This is a genomic window from Marinobacterium rhizophilum DSM 18822, assembly GCF_000378045.1.
Taxonomy (GTDB): Bacteria; Pseudomonadota; Gammaproteobacteria; order Pseudomonadales; family Balneatricaceae; genus Marinobacterium_A; species Marinobacterium_A rhizophilum.
In genome coordinates, this window is record NZ_KB899115.1 from 35877 (window position 1) to 51240 (window position 15364).

The 15364-nt window shown below is 60.2% G+C and carries 12 protein-coding genes; 11 read left to right on the forward strand and 1 reads right to left on the reverse strand.

All coding sequences use genetic code 11. The features are described from left to right. The first annotated feature begins 53 nt into the window (after positions 1-53). The 11 genes from F451_RS0121710 (at position 54) to fadA (ending at position 14808) form a co-directional block, all read left to right on the forward strand. On the forward strand, positions 54-1175 hold the full coding sequence (locus F451_RS0121710) for a WD40/YVTN/BNR-like repeat-containing protein (protein WP_020683526.1): 1122 nt from the start codon (positions 54-56) through the stop codon (positions 1173-1175). Next, a complete protein-coding gene (locus F451_RS26255; RefSeq protein WP_020683527.1) occupies positions 1172-3553 on the forward strand; it encodes an efflux RND transporter permease subunit in 2382 nt (793 codons plus the stop codon). The genes F451_RS0121710 and F451_RS26255 overlap by 4 nt, the downstream gene beginning before the upstream one ends. Positions 3554-3644: 91 nt before the next feature. Then, positions 3645-4478, forward strand: coding sequence for a universal stress protein (locus tag F451_RS26950; protein ID WP_020683528.1), 834 nt, complete (start codon positions 3645-3647; stop codon positions 4476-4478). A 284-nt stretch (positions 4479-4762) separates the two neighbouring features. Beyond that, a complete protein-coding gene (locus F451_RS0121725) occupies positions 4763-6562 on the forward strand; it encodes an acyl-CoA dehydrogenase C-terminal domain-containing protein (RefSeq protein WP_026291966.1) in 1800 nt (599 codons plus the stop codon). Positions 6563-6666: 104 nt separating this feature from the next. Further along, positions 6667-6984: an SCP2 sterol-binding domain-containing protein gene (locus tag F451_RS0121730; RefSeq protein ID WP_020683530.1), complete on the forward strand. Its 318-nt coding sequence runs from the start codon at positions 6667-6669 to the stop codon at positions 6982-6984. Positions 6985-7083: 99 nt separating this feature from the next. Beyond that, positions 7084-8751, forward strand: a complete 1668-nt coding sequence (locus tag F451_RS0121735; RefSeq protein WP_020683531.1) for a long-chain-fatty-acid--CoA ligase — start codon at positions 7084-7086, stop codon at positions 8749-8751. 23 nt (positions 8752-8774) lie between these two features. Then, entirely contained in the window at positions 8775-9329 is a 555-nt protein-coding gene (locus F451_RS0121740) for a DUF2889 domain-containing protein (protein ID WP_020683532.1), read from the forward strand. Between the two features lie 62 nt (positions 9330-9391). Next, the gene (locus F451_RS0121745; RefSeq protein ID WP_020683533.1) at positions 9392-10354 is read left to right on the forward strand and encodes an NAD(P)H-dependent flavin oxidoreductase; all 963 of its coding nucleotides are present in this window, start codon (positions 9392-9394) and stop codon (positions 10352-10354) included. Positions 10355-10365: 11 nt separating this feature from the next. After that, the gene (locus F451_RS0121750; protein ID WP_020683534.1) at positions 10366-11115 is read left to right on the forward strand and encodes an enoyl-CoA hydratase; all 750 of its coding nucleotides are present in this window, start codon (positions 10366-10368) and stop codon (positions 11113-11115) included. Between the two features lie 349 nt (positions 11116-11464). Continuing rightward, positions 11465-13612: a fatty acid oxidation complex subunit alpha FadB gene (gene fadB, locus F451_RS0121755; protein WP_020683535.1), complete on the forward strand. Its 2148-nt coding sequence runs from the start codon at positions 11465-11467 to the stop codon at positions 13610-13612. A gap of 17 nt (positions 13613-13629) precedes the next feature. Continuing rightward, the gene (gene fadA / locus F451_RS0121760; protein ID WP_020683536.1) at positions 13630-14808 is read left to right on the forward strand and encodes an acetyl-CoA C-acyltransferase FadA; all 1179 of its coding nucleotides are present in this window, start codon (positions 13630-13632) and stop codon (positions 14806-14808) included. Between the two features lie 208 nt (positions 14809-15016). Here the strand turns inward: fadA and F451_RS28650 are convergent, their stop codons facing one another. Beyond that, entirely contained in the window at positions 15017-15217 is a 201-nt protein-coding gene (locus tag F451_RS28650) for a LysR family transcriptional regulator (protein WP_276202614.1), read from the reverse strand. Positions 15218-15364: the final 147 nt, after the last annotated feature.

Sequence of the window (15364 nt, forward strand, 5' to 3'; positions counted from 1 at the left end):
GGAACACTGCCAATCTGTTGTCCAGACCGATTGGCGGACCTCAAGGGTCAATTATGGGATTTAATGTTCAAGGCCGGTTCCGGCGCCTGTTTATGTTGCTGGGAATCAGCACTCTTTCGTTACCTGGTTTAGCAGCTGACAGTTTCGCGACTGAGGGTTTTGATCGTCTGCAGGTACCCACGCTGGTGAGCCAGCGGGCGACACAGTCCTTGTTGCTGGATATCGACACCGCGGGTGAGCGCCTGGTGGCGGTGGGGGAGCAGGGCGTGGTGCTGTTGTCCGATGACCAGGGCGAGCGCTGGCGTCAGGGCGCAGTTCCGGTCAGCGTGCTGCTGACGGCGGTGCACTTCGTCGATGCGCAGCAAGGCTGGGCCGTGGGGCACGATGGCACGGTGCTGCACAGTGCAGACGGCGGCGCCAGCTGGAGCCTGCAGCTGGATGGCAATGAGCTCAATACGCTGCGCGTCAAGCAGCTCGAGGCCGAGCTGGAGGCACTGCGTCTGGATGCCGAAGCGGCCCCCATGGTGCTGGAGGCGCTTGAATACGCGCTGGAGGATGCGCGCTTCACGCAGGAAGAAGGCCCCCATATGCCGCTGCTGGATGTCTGGTTCGCTGATTCGCAGCACGGTTTTGTGCTCGGAGCCTACGGTCAGCTGCTGCGTACCCTCGACGGAGGCCGCAGCTGGCAGACCCTCGGTCACCAGTTGCCCAACCCTGACCGGTTCCACCTGAACAGTTTGCTGGCAACGCGCAGCGGCGATCTCTATATCGCCGGTGAAGCCGGATTGCTGCTGCGCTCGCGCGATGCGGGACGGACCTGGGCGGCGCTGGAATCACCCTATGACGGCTCATTCTTTGCCATGGCCGAGCTTGACGGCCTCTACCTGATGGGACTGCGCGGCAATCTGTTTCACAGTCCGGACGGTGAGCATTGGCAGGCGCTTGAGCTGGATTCCTCCGCCACCCTTAACAATGCGCTGGCGGTGGGCAAGACCCTGCTGCTACTGGGGCAGGGCGGCCTGTTGCAGGCCGGCAACCGCGCGGGTTTCGCGCCGCTGCAGCAACCCCGCTCGCGCCAGAGCCTGAGTGCGGCCGCCGTGGCGGGTGCCAGGCTGATCGTGGTCGGTGAGGGCGGCATTCAGCGCAAGGACATGCCGCAGGAGGGCGCACAATGAAAAGGCTGACCCTGTCGATACTGGGACTGGTAAAAGGCAGCGAGCAGTTGATTGAGCGGCTGATGTTTCATCGCCGCCGGACCTTGCTGGCGCTGTTTGCGCTCATAACCCTGCTGCTGGGCTGGCAGGCGAGCCAGATCAGGCCCGATGCCAGCTTCGTCAAGATGATTCCTACCGAACATCCATACGTCGAGAACTACCTGAATTACCGCGATGACCTGGCGGGGTTGGGCAACAGTGTGCGTGTGGTCGTGGCTGCGACCGATGGCGATATCTTCACGGCCTCCTTTCAGGAAACGCTGCGCAAGGTAACCGACGAGCTGTTCTTCCTGCCGGGGGTCGATCGCTCGGCGCTGGCCTCGATCTGGACACCCAATGTGCGCTGGACCGAAGTTACGGAAGAGGGCTTTGTGGGTGGCCCCGTGATTCCTGACGATTACGATGGCTCGCCGGCGGCGCTGGAGAATCTGCGTACCAATATTTTGCGTTCGGGCCAGGTCGGACGCCTGGTGGCGAATGACTTTGGCTCGGCCATTGTGCAGGTGCCACTGTTTGATCGGGATCCCGAAAGCGGTGCCGCCCTGGACTATCAGCAACTGTCCCACCTGCTCGAGACCCTGGTGCGTCAGCCCTATGAGTCCGACGCGGTGCGTATTCATATCACCGGTTTTGCCAAGGTGGTGGGGGACCTGATCGACGGGGCGCGTGATGTCGCCCTGTTCTTTGCCGTGGCCTTCGGCGTCACCCTGGTGCTGCTGTATCTCTACTCCGGCAGCCTGAGCGGCACCCTGATCCCGCTGGGCTGCTCCCTTGTGGCGGTGGTCTGGCAGCTCGGTCTGTTGCGTCTGCTTGGCTACGGGCTGGATCCCTATTCGATGCTGGTGCCCTTTCTGGTGTTTGCCATTGCGGTCAGCCACGGCGTGCAGGTCGTCAATACCGTGGCCCAGGAGGCAGCGCAGGGCGCCGATAATGTGCTGGCGGCGCGCCGGGCTTTCCGTGCGCTCTACATTCCGGGCCTCACGGCGCTGCTGTCGGACGGGCTGGGCTTCGTCACCCTGATGGTGATTCAGATTCAGGTGATTCAGGATCTGGCCATCGCGGCGTCCATCGGGGTTGCGGTGATCATTCTGACCAACCTGTTGCTACTGCCGTTGCTGATGTCCTGGTGCGGTGTTGGCGCCCGCGCCATCGCCCGGGCGAAGCGCGCGACGGCATCGACGCGCTCGGCCTGGGCGTTGCTGACGGTCTTTGCCCGTCCGCGGGGGGCCACTGTGGCCCTGCTGGTCGCCGCAGGGATGGCACTGGCGGGATTGCAGCTGAGCACCGGGCTGAAAATCGGTGATCTGGATTCGGGCGCCCCGGAGTTGCGCAAGGATTCACGCTACAACCTCGACAATGCCTTCGTGACCGAAAATTACTCCACGTCCAGCGATGTATTTGTGGTGATGGTCACCACTGCGCCTGAGCAGTGTTCGAGCTTTGCCACGCTAGAGCGGGTGGATCGCCTGCAGCACTACCTGACCAATGTGCCGGGCGTGCAGTCCAGTCTGTCGCTGGCGGATGTGTCCGAACGGGTTACGGCGGGGCTTAACGAGGGCAGCCTGAAATGGCGTTCAGTGAGCCGCAATCAGTTTGTGATCAATGCATCCCTTGCCTATGTGCCCGGCGGCCTGATGAACACAGACTGCTCGCTATTGCCGCTGATCATGTTTCTGGATGACCACAAGGCGGAAACTCTCAGCCGTGTGACCGCCAGCGTGAAAGCCTTTGCCGCGCGTCATGACAGTGATGCGATTCAGTTCCGGCTGGCGGCAGGCAATTCCGGCATCGAGGCGGCCACCAACGAGGTGATCGGCACCGCCCAGTACAAGATGCTGCTGATGGTGTATGGCGTGGTAAGTCTGCTCTGCCTGCTGACGTTTCGTTCGCTGCGCACGGTGATCTGCATCATTCTGCCGCTGGCGCTGACGTCCTTGCTCTGCCAGGCGCTGATGGCCACGCTGGGTATTGGGGTCAAGGTGGCGACGCTGCCGGTGATCGCCCTGGGCGTGGGCATCGGGGTGGACTACGGAATCTATATCTATACCAAGCTGAACAGCTTCCTGCTGCAGGGCCAGAGCCTGCCCGATGCCTATCTGGCGACGTTGCGTACCACCGGCAAGTCGGTTGCCTTCACGGGCCTGACGCTGGCGATCGGTGTGGTGCTCTGGGTGTTCTCACCCATCAAGTTTCAGGCAGACATGGGCATATTGCTGACCTTCATGTTCCTGTGGAACATGCTCGGTGCGCTGATTTTGCTGCCGGCACTGACCTGTGTGCTGTATCGCCATTCAGGCGCCAGGGTGAGGCAAAAGGAGACCAGTGATCTGCTGTCCTGAGTCGGCTCTTCGGGGCTGGAAAGAGTCAATCAAAATCCGGCGCCCGATGCGCTGCCGGGAATTTGGGGATGGATAGATGGGGAACGGGTCTATGCCTTTGGCACCGAACAGAATACTGGTTTTGCTGGATGGCGGGTCGCACTGCCGGGAGGCATTGCACCGGGCCGGCCTGATTGCCGGGGTGATCGATGTGCCGCTTGATCTGCTGTGGTTTGGCACGCGACCGGCCTGGGAAGGCATGGACGACGCGCTGGCTCAGCTGCACGGTGACAGAACGGTGCATCTGCTGGACCCGACGGCGTCACTGTTCGAAACCCTGCGTAATGAATGGGCGCGCGAGCCCTACTCATTGCTGGTCAAAGGGTGCGATCCGCACCACGGTGAGGCAACGTTGACGGCACCACTGGACTGGCGTCTGCTGCGTGAAGTGCCGGCGCCAGTGTTGCTGGTCAAGCGCATTGAACCCTGGGCCGGTGGCTGCGTGCTGGCGGCAATCAATCCGTTGCACGATGGTCCGCAGCAGGCGGCACTCGATGAATCGGTACTGCGGGCGGCGGACCTGGTCGCCACCCTGGTCGGGGCGCAGTTGCACACGGTGGTTGCCACCGCGCCGCCAATGCTGGGGGCGAAAGCGGAAGACCAGCTGGCCAGCCTGATTGCAGCCCGAGCCCGCGACGCCACCCAGACACTCTGTCAACGGCTGGCCCTGAGTCCGCAGCAGCATCATATCGGCGAGGGGCCGGCCGAATTCTGGATCAGCCAGATCAGTAACGACCTGAACGCGGCACTGCTGGTGATCAGTACCAGTGCCCGCAGGGGTGTCCGTGGCGCCCTGTTTGGCAATACGGCCGAGGATATTCTCGATCGCACGGCAACCGATGTACTGGTGATGCGGGCCGGTTCTGTCATGACGGATCAAACCTGAGCGCTGTGGTGCTGTGCTGATGAACAGTCTGTTCGTGCAGACGCACCGCTAGCCCGCACCCTGTGCGGGCTTTTTTCTGCCTGGCTTGACCGTATTTGTTATTTATTCTTTAGCCGGCGAATAACTGCTTTGAGGCGTAAATAGCGCGAATGATAATTTTTGTCACTAAAACTGGAAGCATTTGTTATTGGTCGCAATGGCGAATTCGGTGATCCTGTGGACTACAGAATAACGAGAGCGTCCGGTGGCCGGATGCCTGCGATTACCCAGTTGAGGATGGAATCATGCCAGAGTACAAAGCCCCGCGACGCGAGATGCACTTTGTGCTGAACGAGCTGCTGGATGCGGATGCGCACTACAAGGCACTGACCGGTGCCGAGGATGCGACACCGGACATGATTGAGGCGATTATCGATGAAGGCGCCAAGTTTTCCGAGCGTGTGCTGGCCCCGCTGAATGCGGTCGGGGATCGGCAGGGCTGCCGGCTTGAGGGTGGCGAAGTGGTAACGCCACAGGGTTTCAAGCAGGCGTACAGCCAGTTCGTCGAAGGGGGCTGGTCTTCACTGGCGCATGATCCGCAGTGGGGCGGCCAGGGGCTGCCCGAATCTATTGGTATCGTCATCAACGAAATGGTGGGTACCGCCAACTGGGCCTGGAGCATGTATCCCGGCCTGAGCCACGGCGCCATGAACACACTGGAGGCCCATGGTACGCAAGAGCAGAAGCAGCTGTACCTGAGCAAGCTGGTGAGTGGCGAGTGGACGGGTACCATGTGCCTGACCGAATCCCATTGCGGCACGGATCTGGGCTTGCTGCGCACGCGCGCAGAACCCGCCGCCGACGGCAGTTACCGCATCAGTGGTAGCAAGATCTTTATCTCCGCCGGTGAGCACGACATGGCGGAGAATATCGTTCATATCGTGCTGGCTCGACTGCCGGATGCACCCGCCGGCACCAAGGGCATTTCGCTGTTTATCGTGCCCAAGTTCCTGCCGGATGCACAGGGAGGCGCCGGTGAGCGCAATGCGCTTGCATGCGGTGCGCTGGAACACAAGATGGGCATTCACGGCAACGCGACCTGCGTAATGAACTTTGACGGCGCCACCGGTTATTTGATTGGGCCTCCCAACAAGGGCCTGAACTGCATGTTCACCTTCATGAACACGGCGCGTCTGGGTACGGCATTGCAGGGCCTTGCTCACGCAGAGTGGGGCTTTCAGAACTCGCTGAGTTATGCCCGTGACCGCCTGCAGATGCGGGCGCTGTCGGGGCCCAGGAATCCTGATGGCGTTGCCGATCCGATTATCGTTCATCCAGCGGTACGCAACATGCTGCTGACGCAGAAGGCCTTTGCTGAAGGCGGTCGGGCGCTGATTTATTACTGCGCCCAGCTGGTGGATCGCGTCAAGCAGGGGGCTAGCGAGGCGGACCGCTCTGAAGCCGATGCGCTGCTGGCCTTTCTCACGCCGATCGCCAAGGCCTTTCTGACCGAAGTGGGTTACGAAGCGGCCAACCATGGCATGCAGGTGTATGGCGGCCATGGATACATCGCCGAGTGGGGCATGGAGCAGAACGTACGCGATAGCCGTATCTCCATGCTGTACGAGGGCACGACACAGATTCAGGCGCTGGACCTGCTCGGACGCAAGGTGCTGATGACCCAGGGCGCAGCGCTCAAGGGTTTCACCCGGATACTGCACAAGTTCTGCCAGGCGCAGGATGGCGACACGGCCATGCAGCCGTTCGTGGCGCCGCTGGTGGAGCTGAACCGTGAATGGGGTGATCTGACCATGAAGATCGGCATGAAGGCCATGCAGGATCGCGAAGAGGTCGGGGCCGCTGCGGTGGATTACCTGATGTACTCAGGCTACGTTGTGCTGGGTTACTTCTGGGCCCGCATGGCTCAGGTGGCACAGGCAGAGCTTGCACGCGGCACGACCGAGGCGGCCTTCTATGAAGCCAAGCTGCAGTGCGCACGCTTTTATTTTGAACGCCTGCTGCCGCGAACCCGCAGCCTCAGCGTAACCATGCTGTCGGGCGCCGATAATCTGATGGCACTGGATGCCGAGCACTTCACTTTCTGATGTGGCTACTAAAATACAAGCCGGGGCGCATGCTGGTGTCCCGGTTACTGAAACTGCGTGTCAGGCGCTATCACAGACACACAACGGATCCGGAGCAAGGGAACATGACCGATACAAGCGTACTTTTCTCCAAGATGGAACAGCAGTTCGATGCCGCGGCCGCAGCGGGCGTGGACGCCGTGTTCCAGTTTCAGCTGGACGATTCCGGCCCCTGGTTTGTTACGGTGGCCGAGGGTTGCTGCACGGTTACCGAAGGGGAGAGCGAGGCACCCACGGTGACATTGTCGATGGACAGCGGGACTCTGGGCGAGATAATGAGTGGTGAGCTGGATGGCATGAGTGCCTTCATGGGGGGGCGTGTGCGGGCCGATGGCGACATCATGGTCGCCACCCAGCTGGCGAACCTGTTTCCGCCAGCCTGATGTCGGGCCTGTGCCGGGCGGTTTAATGATCGGCCGGCCCATTCCGTACACTCAACACAAACCAACAGTCGATAACAATAATATTCAAAGGATAACGTCATGGCTCAGGTACGAGGGCATTCAATTCCGCAACAGCTCAACCCGCGGCATTACAAAACCGTACTGGATGTGGTGGCGCGGGTTTGTCGGGACTATCCGGAGCGTCCGGCGTTCACCAGTTTTGGCCGTACGCTGAGCTATGCCGAACTGGATCAGTTAGCCGATGCCTTTGCGGTCTATGTGCAGCGCAATACCGACCTCAAACCCGGCGACCGGATTGCAGTGCAGCTACCCAACCTGATTCAGTACCCGGTTGTGCTGTTCGGTGCACTGCGGGCAGGTCTGGTGGTGGTCAATACCAACCCGCTCTACACGCCGCGGGAGATGGAACATCAGTTCCGGGATTCCGGCGCCAGCGCGCTGGTGATCCACAAGAGCATGGCGCACAAGGCGGAGAAAATTATCGACAATACCGATATACGTCATGTCTTCGTGACCCAGGTCGGTGATTTGCACGGTTTTCTCAAGCGCACACTGCTCAATGCCGCCATCAAATATATCAAGAAGATGGAGCCGTCCTATTCACTGCCGGACGCCGTGAGTCTGCGCCATGCGCTGGCCACTGGCCTGGGGCTCTCGCCTGCGCCGGTTGCCTGTGAGACCGGCAATCCGGCGGTGCTGCAATATACCGGTGGCACGACAGGCCTCGCCAAGGGCGCGGTGTTGAGCCACGGTAACCTGGTGTCCAACATGTTGCAGGGCAGCAAACTGATCAGTCGAGTGGATGGCCACTGGAGCGACACCACGATGGCGCCGTTGCCGCTCTATCACATCTATGCCTTTACCATCTCGCTGATCGTGATGGAAAACGGTGGCCATACGGTGCTGATTCCCAACCCCCGGGACATTGATGCGTTCATACGCGAGCTCAAGCGCTGGGAAGTGTCCTGTTTTATCGGGCTTAATACGCTCTTTGTGGCACTCTGTAACCGGGAGGCATTTCGACAGCTGGATTTCAGTCCTCTCAAGGTTACCATTTCGGGTGGCATGGCACTGACCCACGATGCTGCCGATAAATGGCACGCGGTGACCGGCTGCGAAATCATGGAAGGCTACGGCCTGACGGAAACCTCGCCCGCGGTCGCGATCAATCCGCCCGGCGGTGTGCGGGTGGGAACCATTGGCTGCCCGCTGCCGGAGACCGAGATACGGGTGATTACCCCTGAAGGGGCCGACGTGGCGCAGGGCGAGGCTGGAGAGCTGTGCGTGCGGGGGCCTCAGGTCATGGTGGGGTACTGGCAGCGCGAGCAGGATACGGCGGATGCATTCACGGATGACGGTTATTTTCGTACCGGTGATGTGGCCGTCGAGGAGGCTGACGGTTACCTGCGTATCGTCGACCGTGCCAAGGACCTGATCATCGTGTCCGGTTTCAATGTGTACCCCAACGAAATCGAGGATGTCGTCTCCTCCCATCCCGACGTGGTGGAATGCGCCGCGGTGGGGATTCCCGATGCAAGAACCGGCGAAGCGGTGCAATTGTTTGTGGTGAGTCGCAACGAGGCACTGGCGGATGCCGATATCAGGGCCTGGTGCAAGGAGCGCCTGAGCCGCTACAAGATCCCTCGCGAAATCATGTTTACCCATGATTTGCCCAAATCCAACATCGGCAAGGTCCTGCGACGCAAACTGAAAAAAGACAGCGCGCAGGATGTCGAAGTCGCCTGAATCAAGCACCGGAGCAAGCATATATGCCCTTACCCAAACCTGCACGTCGTGCCCAGCATCACCACCGAGTCGTCAACTGTGTGGGCTTTTTGCGTGACGACGGGCTCTGGGATATTGAAGGCCGCATGACGGATACCAAGGCCTATGATGTCGATAACGAGGAGCGCGGCGGTTATGTGGCGGGCGGTGAAGCCTTCCACGATATCAGCATGCGCCTGACGATCGACCAGGACTTTCTGATCCATGCAGTGGAATGCGTCATTGACGCGGCACCTGCACGCATGTGCGCCGGTATCGCAGGTGTTTTCAAGCAGCTTGAGGGAACCCGTATTGGCGCTGGCTGGCTGCGCCAGACCCGCGAGCTGGTGGGGGGCGTCAAGGGCTGCACCCACCTCAATGAGTTGCTCCAGCCGCTGGCAACAACCGCCATTCAGACGCTCTGGCCGTTAAAAAATACGGATGAAAAAAAGGAGCGTCGTGGTGCCATTCTCAACAGCTGCCATACCTGGGCGCAGAATTCCGAGATCGTGAAACAGGTATACCCCGAGCTCTATACACCGGACCCTCCGGCTGCCTGAGTGCCTTCGGGTGCCCCCTCGTACGGGCCCCCCCCCCCTGAAAATAACAACTGGAGAACTGCATGAGCCTACCCGAATCCTTTCACGGGCGGCTTCGCCTGCCGCTTATTGCCGCGCCAATGTTTCTGGTTTCTGGTCCCAGGCTGGTGACCGAGACCTGCAAGGCCGGTGTGATCGGCACCTTTCCTGCGCTGAATCAGCGCAGCAGTGAAGGCTTTGAGCAATGGCTCGAGGACATCAACGCGGTGCTGCAGGATCACGCGCACACCACGGGTGTGCCAGCGGCGCCTTTTGGCGTTAATCTTATAGTGCATCCCACCAACCCGCGCCTGAACGCGGACCTGAAGTTATGCGTAAAACATCGGGTGCCAGTGGTGATAACTTCACTGGGTGCGGTCAAAGAAGTCGTGGATGCCGTGCACAGCTACGGGGGGCTGGTGTTTCATGACGTGACCAACCTGCGCCATGCCCAAAAGGCGGCCGCGGCCGGAGTGGATGGGCTGATCGCCGTCTGTGCGGGCGCAGGTGGGCATGCCGGGACCCTGAGTCCCTTTGCGCTGATGAATGAGATTCGCCAGTTCTTTGAGGGCGTGGTGATTCTGTCCGGTAGCCTGTCCACTGGGCAGGACCTGGCCGCCGCCCGCATGCTGGGGGCGGACCTGAGCTACATGGGCACGCGCTTCATCAACACCCGTGAGAGCATGGCACCGGATGACTACAAGGACATGATTATTGGCAGTCATGCTGCTGATATCGTCTATACGCCCAAGGTGTCAGGCATTCCCGCCAGTTTCATGCGCCAGAGCCTTGAGGCCGCCGGATTACTGGATGCTGCGCATGATACCGGCAAGGCCATGGATCTGAGTGACGAGGCCAAGGCCTGGAAAACGGTCTGGTCGGCGGGACAGGGGGTTGGCTCCATTGTGGACGTACCCACGACCGCCGAGTTGGTGGCGCGTTTGAAGCGAGAATATTTAGAGGCGGGCCGACAGTTTGCGGCCGATGCAGTCCAATACCGGGATTGAGGAGAATTGTTATGTCTGAACTGATAACACGACAGCACGACGACGGCGTACTGGAATTGACTCTGAATCGGCCGCAGAAAAAAAATGCATTGAACCGGGAGATGTACCTCGGCCTGACTGAATTGCTGCAGCGGGCCGATGCCGACGAAACGGTTAAGGCCGTGCTCCTGAGTGGCTCGGGCGATAGCTTCTGCGCGGGTAACGATATTGCCGACTTTGTCAGCAGTGGCGCCAGCGCGGAAGCGGCACGGGTACCGTTGCGCCTGCTGCAGACGCTGGCAGGGCTCGAAAAACCCCTGGTCGCGGCCATACAGGGCCATGCGGTGGGCATTGGTACGACGCTGCTGCTGCACTGCGACCTGGTGTATGGCGCCGACAACAGCCGATTGCAGCTGCCGTTCGCCCGGCTTGGTCTGGTGCCTGAAGGCGGCAGCAGCTTGCTGCTGCCGCAGCTGGTCGGACACCGCAAGGCGTTTGAGCTGCTGGTGCTGGGCGAGGTCTTCGATGCGGACTGTGGCCTCAGCATAGGGCTGATCAATGAGGTCACGCCTGTTGATCAGGTGCTGCAGCTTGCACGGGAACGCGCCGGCACGCTGGCGGCGTTGCCACAGCAGGCGGTGCGCAAGAGCAAGCAGATGCTGCGAGCCCATCAGCAGGATCTGTTGCAGCAGGTTCTGGTGGAGGAAATCGACGCCTTCCGCGAGCGGCTGCATTCAGAGGAAGCCCAGCACGCCTTGATGGCATTTATGCAGCGCGGCTAAAAATACGAGAATTCAGCAGCTATTATTCAGGGCCGGCTTTGTTGCCGGCCTTGTTGTATCTGGCGTTTGTAATCGACACCGCGGGTGTACCCGTGGGCTACTGCAGGGTGCTGTTTACGCACATAGTGTTATTGTTTTGTTGGTTTTTAATTATTTTAACTATATGAAATATAAGAATAAAAAAAATGTTGAAACTTATTGTCAGTAATGCGGGCTGATTTTGTCATTGTTGCGAACGCTGCTGTGACTACTATGGTCAACAGTAACAAGACGTTTGAAGCCAGGAAGCCCTGGCTTTCAGGCGGGACCGATTACAGACTCCGGACAGATTCCGGCGGGGAGAACAAGAATGGTGTATGCAGGACAGGCGGTCAGCGTACGGGACGCGGGCGACGGTCTTTACGAGGTTGTTTTCGATCTCGCAGGCGAATCGGTTAACAAATTCAATCAGGCGACGCTTGCCGAGCTGCGCGACGCCGTGACAGCGCTCCAGGGTACTGCCGATGTGCAGGGCGTGCTGTTCAGCAGCGCCAAGGACGTGTTTATCGTCGGTGCCGATATCACCGAATTCAGCCAGATGTTTGAGCGCAGCGAAGACGAGATCGCAGCCGCCCTGCTGGAAATGAATCAGATCTTCAATGCCATCGAGGATCTGCCGTTCCCGACCGTCACGGCCATCAACGGTGTGGCCCTGGGGGGCGGTTTTGAACTCTGCCTGGCCACTGATTACCGGGTGGCGAGCACGGCGGCCAAGGTTGGCCTGCCGGAAGTGAAGCTGGGAATCTACCCGGGCTGGGGCGGCACGGTACGCCTGTCGCGTCTGATCGGTGTCGACAATGCCAACGAGTGGATCTGTGGTGGCGCCGAACAAAAAGCCGCGGCGGCGCAGAAGGTGGGGGCGGTGGATGCCGTGGTTGACGCCGACCAGCTGACGGAAGCTGGCCTGGATCTGCTGCGTAACTGTGTCGCCGGCAAGTTTGACTACCTGGCACGCCGGGAAGAGAAGCAGAACCCCATCAAGCTCAACCAGGTTGAACAGATGATGGCCTTTGAATCCGCCAAGGGCGTGATCGGGGCCAAGGCCGGGCCGCATTACCCGGCGCCCATGGCGGCGCTGAAGACGATGCAAAAGCACGCCAGCCTCAAGCGCGACGCGGCCCAGCAGGTGGAAGCCAAGGGCTTTGCCAAGCTGGCCAAGACCGATGTCTGCAAGGCGCTGATCGGCCTGTTCATGAAAGATCAGCAGGTTAAAAAGACCGCTCGCCAGCATGCCGCCGGAGCAGCGCCGGTGCGTCATGCCGCGGTTCTGGGCGCCGGTATCATGGGCGGCGGCGTGGCCTATCAGTCGGCATCCCGCGGGGTGCCGATTCTGATGAAGGATATCAATGAAAAGGCCCTGCAGCTGGGGCTGGATGAGGCTACCCAACTGCTGGGCGGTCAGCTCAAGCGCGGCCGGCTGGATGCGAGCGGGGTCGCCAAAACCCTGACCATGATCCGCCCAACCCTGAGTTACGGCGATTTTTCCGGCGTTGACCTGGTGGTCGAGGCGGTGGTGGAAAACGTCAAGGTAAAGCAGGCGGTGCTGGCCGAAACCGAACAGCACCTGCAGGAGGGGGCGATCCTGGCCTCCAATACCTCGACCATCTCGATCACCGAACTGGCTTCGGCGCTGAAAAAACCCGAAAACTTCTGCGGTATGCACTTCTTTAACCCGGTACACAAGATGCCGCTGGTGGAAGTCATTCGGGGCGAGAAGAGCTCCGATGCGGCCGTTGCCCGTACCGTGGCGTACGCCCAGACCCTCGGCAAGACACCGATCGTCGTCAATGATTGCCCGGGATTCCTGGTTAACCGTGTGTTGTTTCCCTATTTCGGCGGTTTCAGTCTGCTGCTGCGCGATGGCGCGGACTTTCGCAGGATTGACAAGGTGATGGAAGGTTTCGGCTGGCCCATGGGCCCGGCTTATCTGCTGGATGTCGTGGGTATCGATACGGCGCATCATGCCGATGCGGTCATGGCGGCGGGCTTTCCGGACCGTATGACCCACGCGGGCGAAAATGCCATTGATCGGCTGTACAGCCTGGAGCGTTTTGGCCAGAAAAACGGCAAGGGTTTCTATGCCTATACGCAGGATCGTCATGGCAAGCTGAAGAAGCTGCCGGATGACAGCATTGCCCAGGCCCTCGACGGTGTCGTGGGGGCGGCGCAGGATCTGTCCGATGAAGAGATCATCGAACGCATGATGATTCCGCTCTGTATCGAGACAGTGCGCTGTCTGGAGGACAGCATTGTGGCCTCGGCCGCCGATGCGGACATGGGGCTCATTTACGGTATTGGTTTCCCGCCGTTCCGCGGCGGTGCGCTCTATTATCTTGATCAGCTGGGGCTGGCCAACTTCTGTGCCATGGCTGCCAAATATGCCGACCTTGGGCCGCTTTACCAGCCTACGAAGGGCATGCAACAGATGGCCGCCAGCGGCGCAACCTACTACAGCTGATACGGGAGGATACCCAGATGAGCCTGAAACCCAATGACGTGGTAATCGTCGATGCGGTGCGTACCCCCATGGGACGTTCCAAGAATGGATCCTTTCGCAATGTCCGCGCCGAAGCGCTGTCTGCCGCGGTTATGCAGGGGCTGCTGTCCCGGCATCCGCAGGTCAATCCGGCCGACATCGAAGATGTTATCTGGGGCTGCGTCAACCAGACCCTGGAGCAGGGCTTCAATGTCGGCCGCAATGCGGCCCTGCTGGCGGGCATTCCCCATACCGTCGCAGCCCAGACCGTCAACCGCCTCTGTGGCTCGTCCATGGCCGCGTTGCATACCGCCGCCCAGGCTATTCAGAGCGGCAACGGTGACCTCTTTATGGTGGGCGGTGTCGAGCACATGGGTCATGTGGCCCTGACCCACGGCGTGGATGTGAATCCGCAGATGTCCAAACAGGTTGCCAAGGCGGCCATGATGATGGGCGTTACCGCCGAGATGCTGGGCAAGATGAACGGGGTGTCCCGCGAGCAACAGGATGCCTTTGGCGCCCGCTCGCACCAGAAAGCCCATGAGGCGTCGCTGTCCGGTCGCTTCAGTAATGAAATCGTGCCGGTCGAAGGGCATGACGACAAGGGCTTCAAGTCGCTGCTGGAAAGCGATGAAGTCATTCGCCCGGAGACCACGGTTGAATCCCTGGCTGCACTGCCGCCCGTTTTTATCCCCAAAGTCGGCACTGTCACGGCCGGCACTTCCTCGGCACTGTCCGACGGTGCCAGTGCAATGCTGCTGATGTCAGCCGAGCGCGCCCAGAACCTGGGTCTAACGCCCCGGGCGCGTATCCTCAGCATGGGTGTGGCCGGCTGTGATCCGTCCATCATGGGCTACGGTCCGGTACCGGCCAGCCAGAAGGCGCTCAAGCGTGCCGGCCTGCGTATCGATGATATCGACTACTTCGAGCTCAATGAGGCCTTTGCTGCCCAGGCGCTGTCGGTCATGAAAGGCCTGAAGCTAATGGACAAGATGGACCAGAAGGTCAATCTCAACGGGGGCGCCATTGCGCTGGGGCACCCGCTGGGGTGCTCAGGCACGCGCATCACCACGACGTTGCTGAACGTGCTGGAGCAGCAAAACGGTACCCTCGGTCTGGCCACCATGTGTATCGGCATGGGGCAGGGCATAGCGACGGTCATCGAACGGTTGAACTGAGTATTAAGCCGCCAGGTTAATCGCCTGAAGCCGTGCGGGACCGCGCGTTTCAACGCGCTTGCACAGAGTCCAGCGAGTAAAGCCCCTCAGCACAGACAGCGCTCGGGGGGCTTTTTTGTGGTTCTTCGCAAATTAGTGTGAAATCCGACACTGCAGGACCCATCCGGGGTGTCAGTTCAGCATTGCGCAAGCCGGCATTGTTGATGGGTTACGCCGCAGCAAATCCGCCGCGTAATGATAGCGCGGGGCTATTGCGGCTCCACCCTACGACTCGATACAGGCTGGCCTCGAGTTCGCGAATCTGCCAGCTGATGGCCGCCTGGGTGACACACAGCGCTTCGGCCGCGCGGGTAAAATTATGGTATTTGGCTGCTGCCACGAAAGACTTTACCGCCCTCAGTGAGGGCATCTTGACCAATACCTTGTCCGGCTCAACGTGTTTAACCATAACGATGCGTATTTAATAACCTTGATAGAAAGTCGATTTGGTCAATGCAGGAGCACGTCTTGAGCCGCTGACAGTGATACATAGATGCACCGGGTATCACGATCCTGT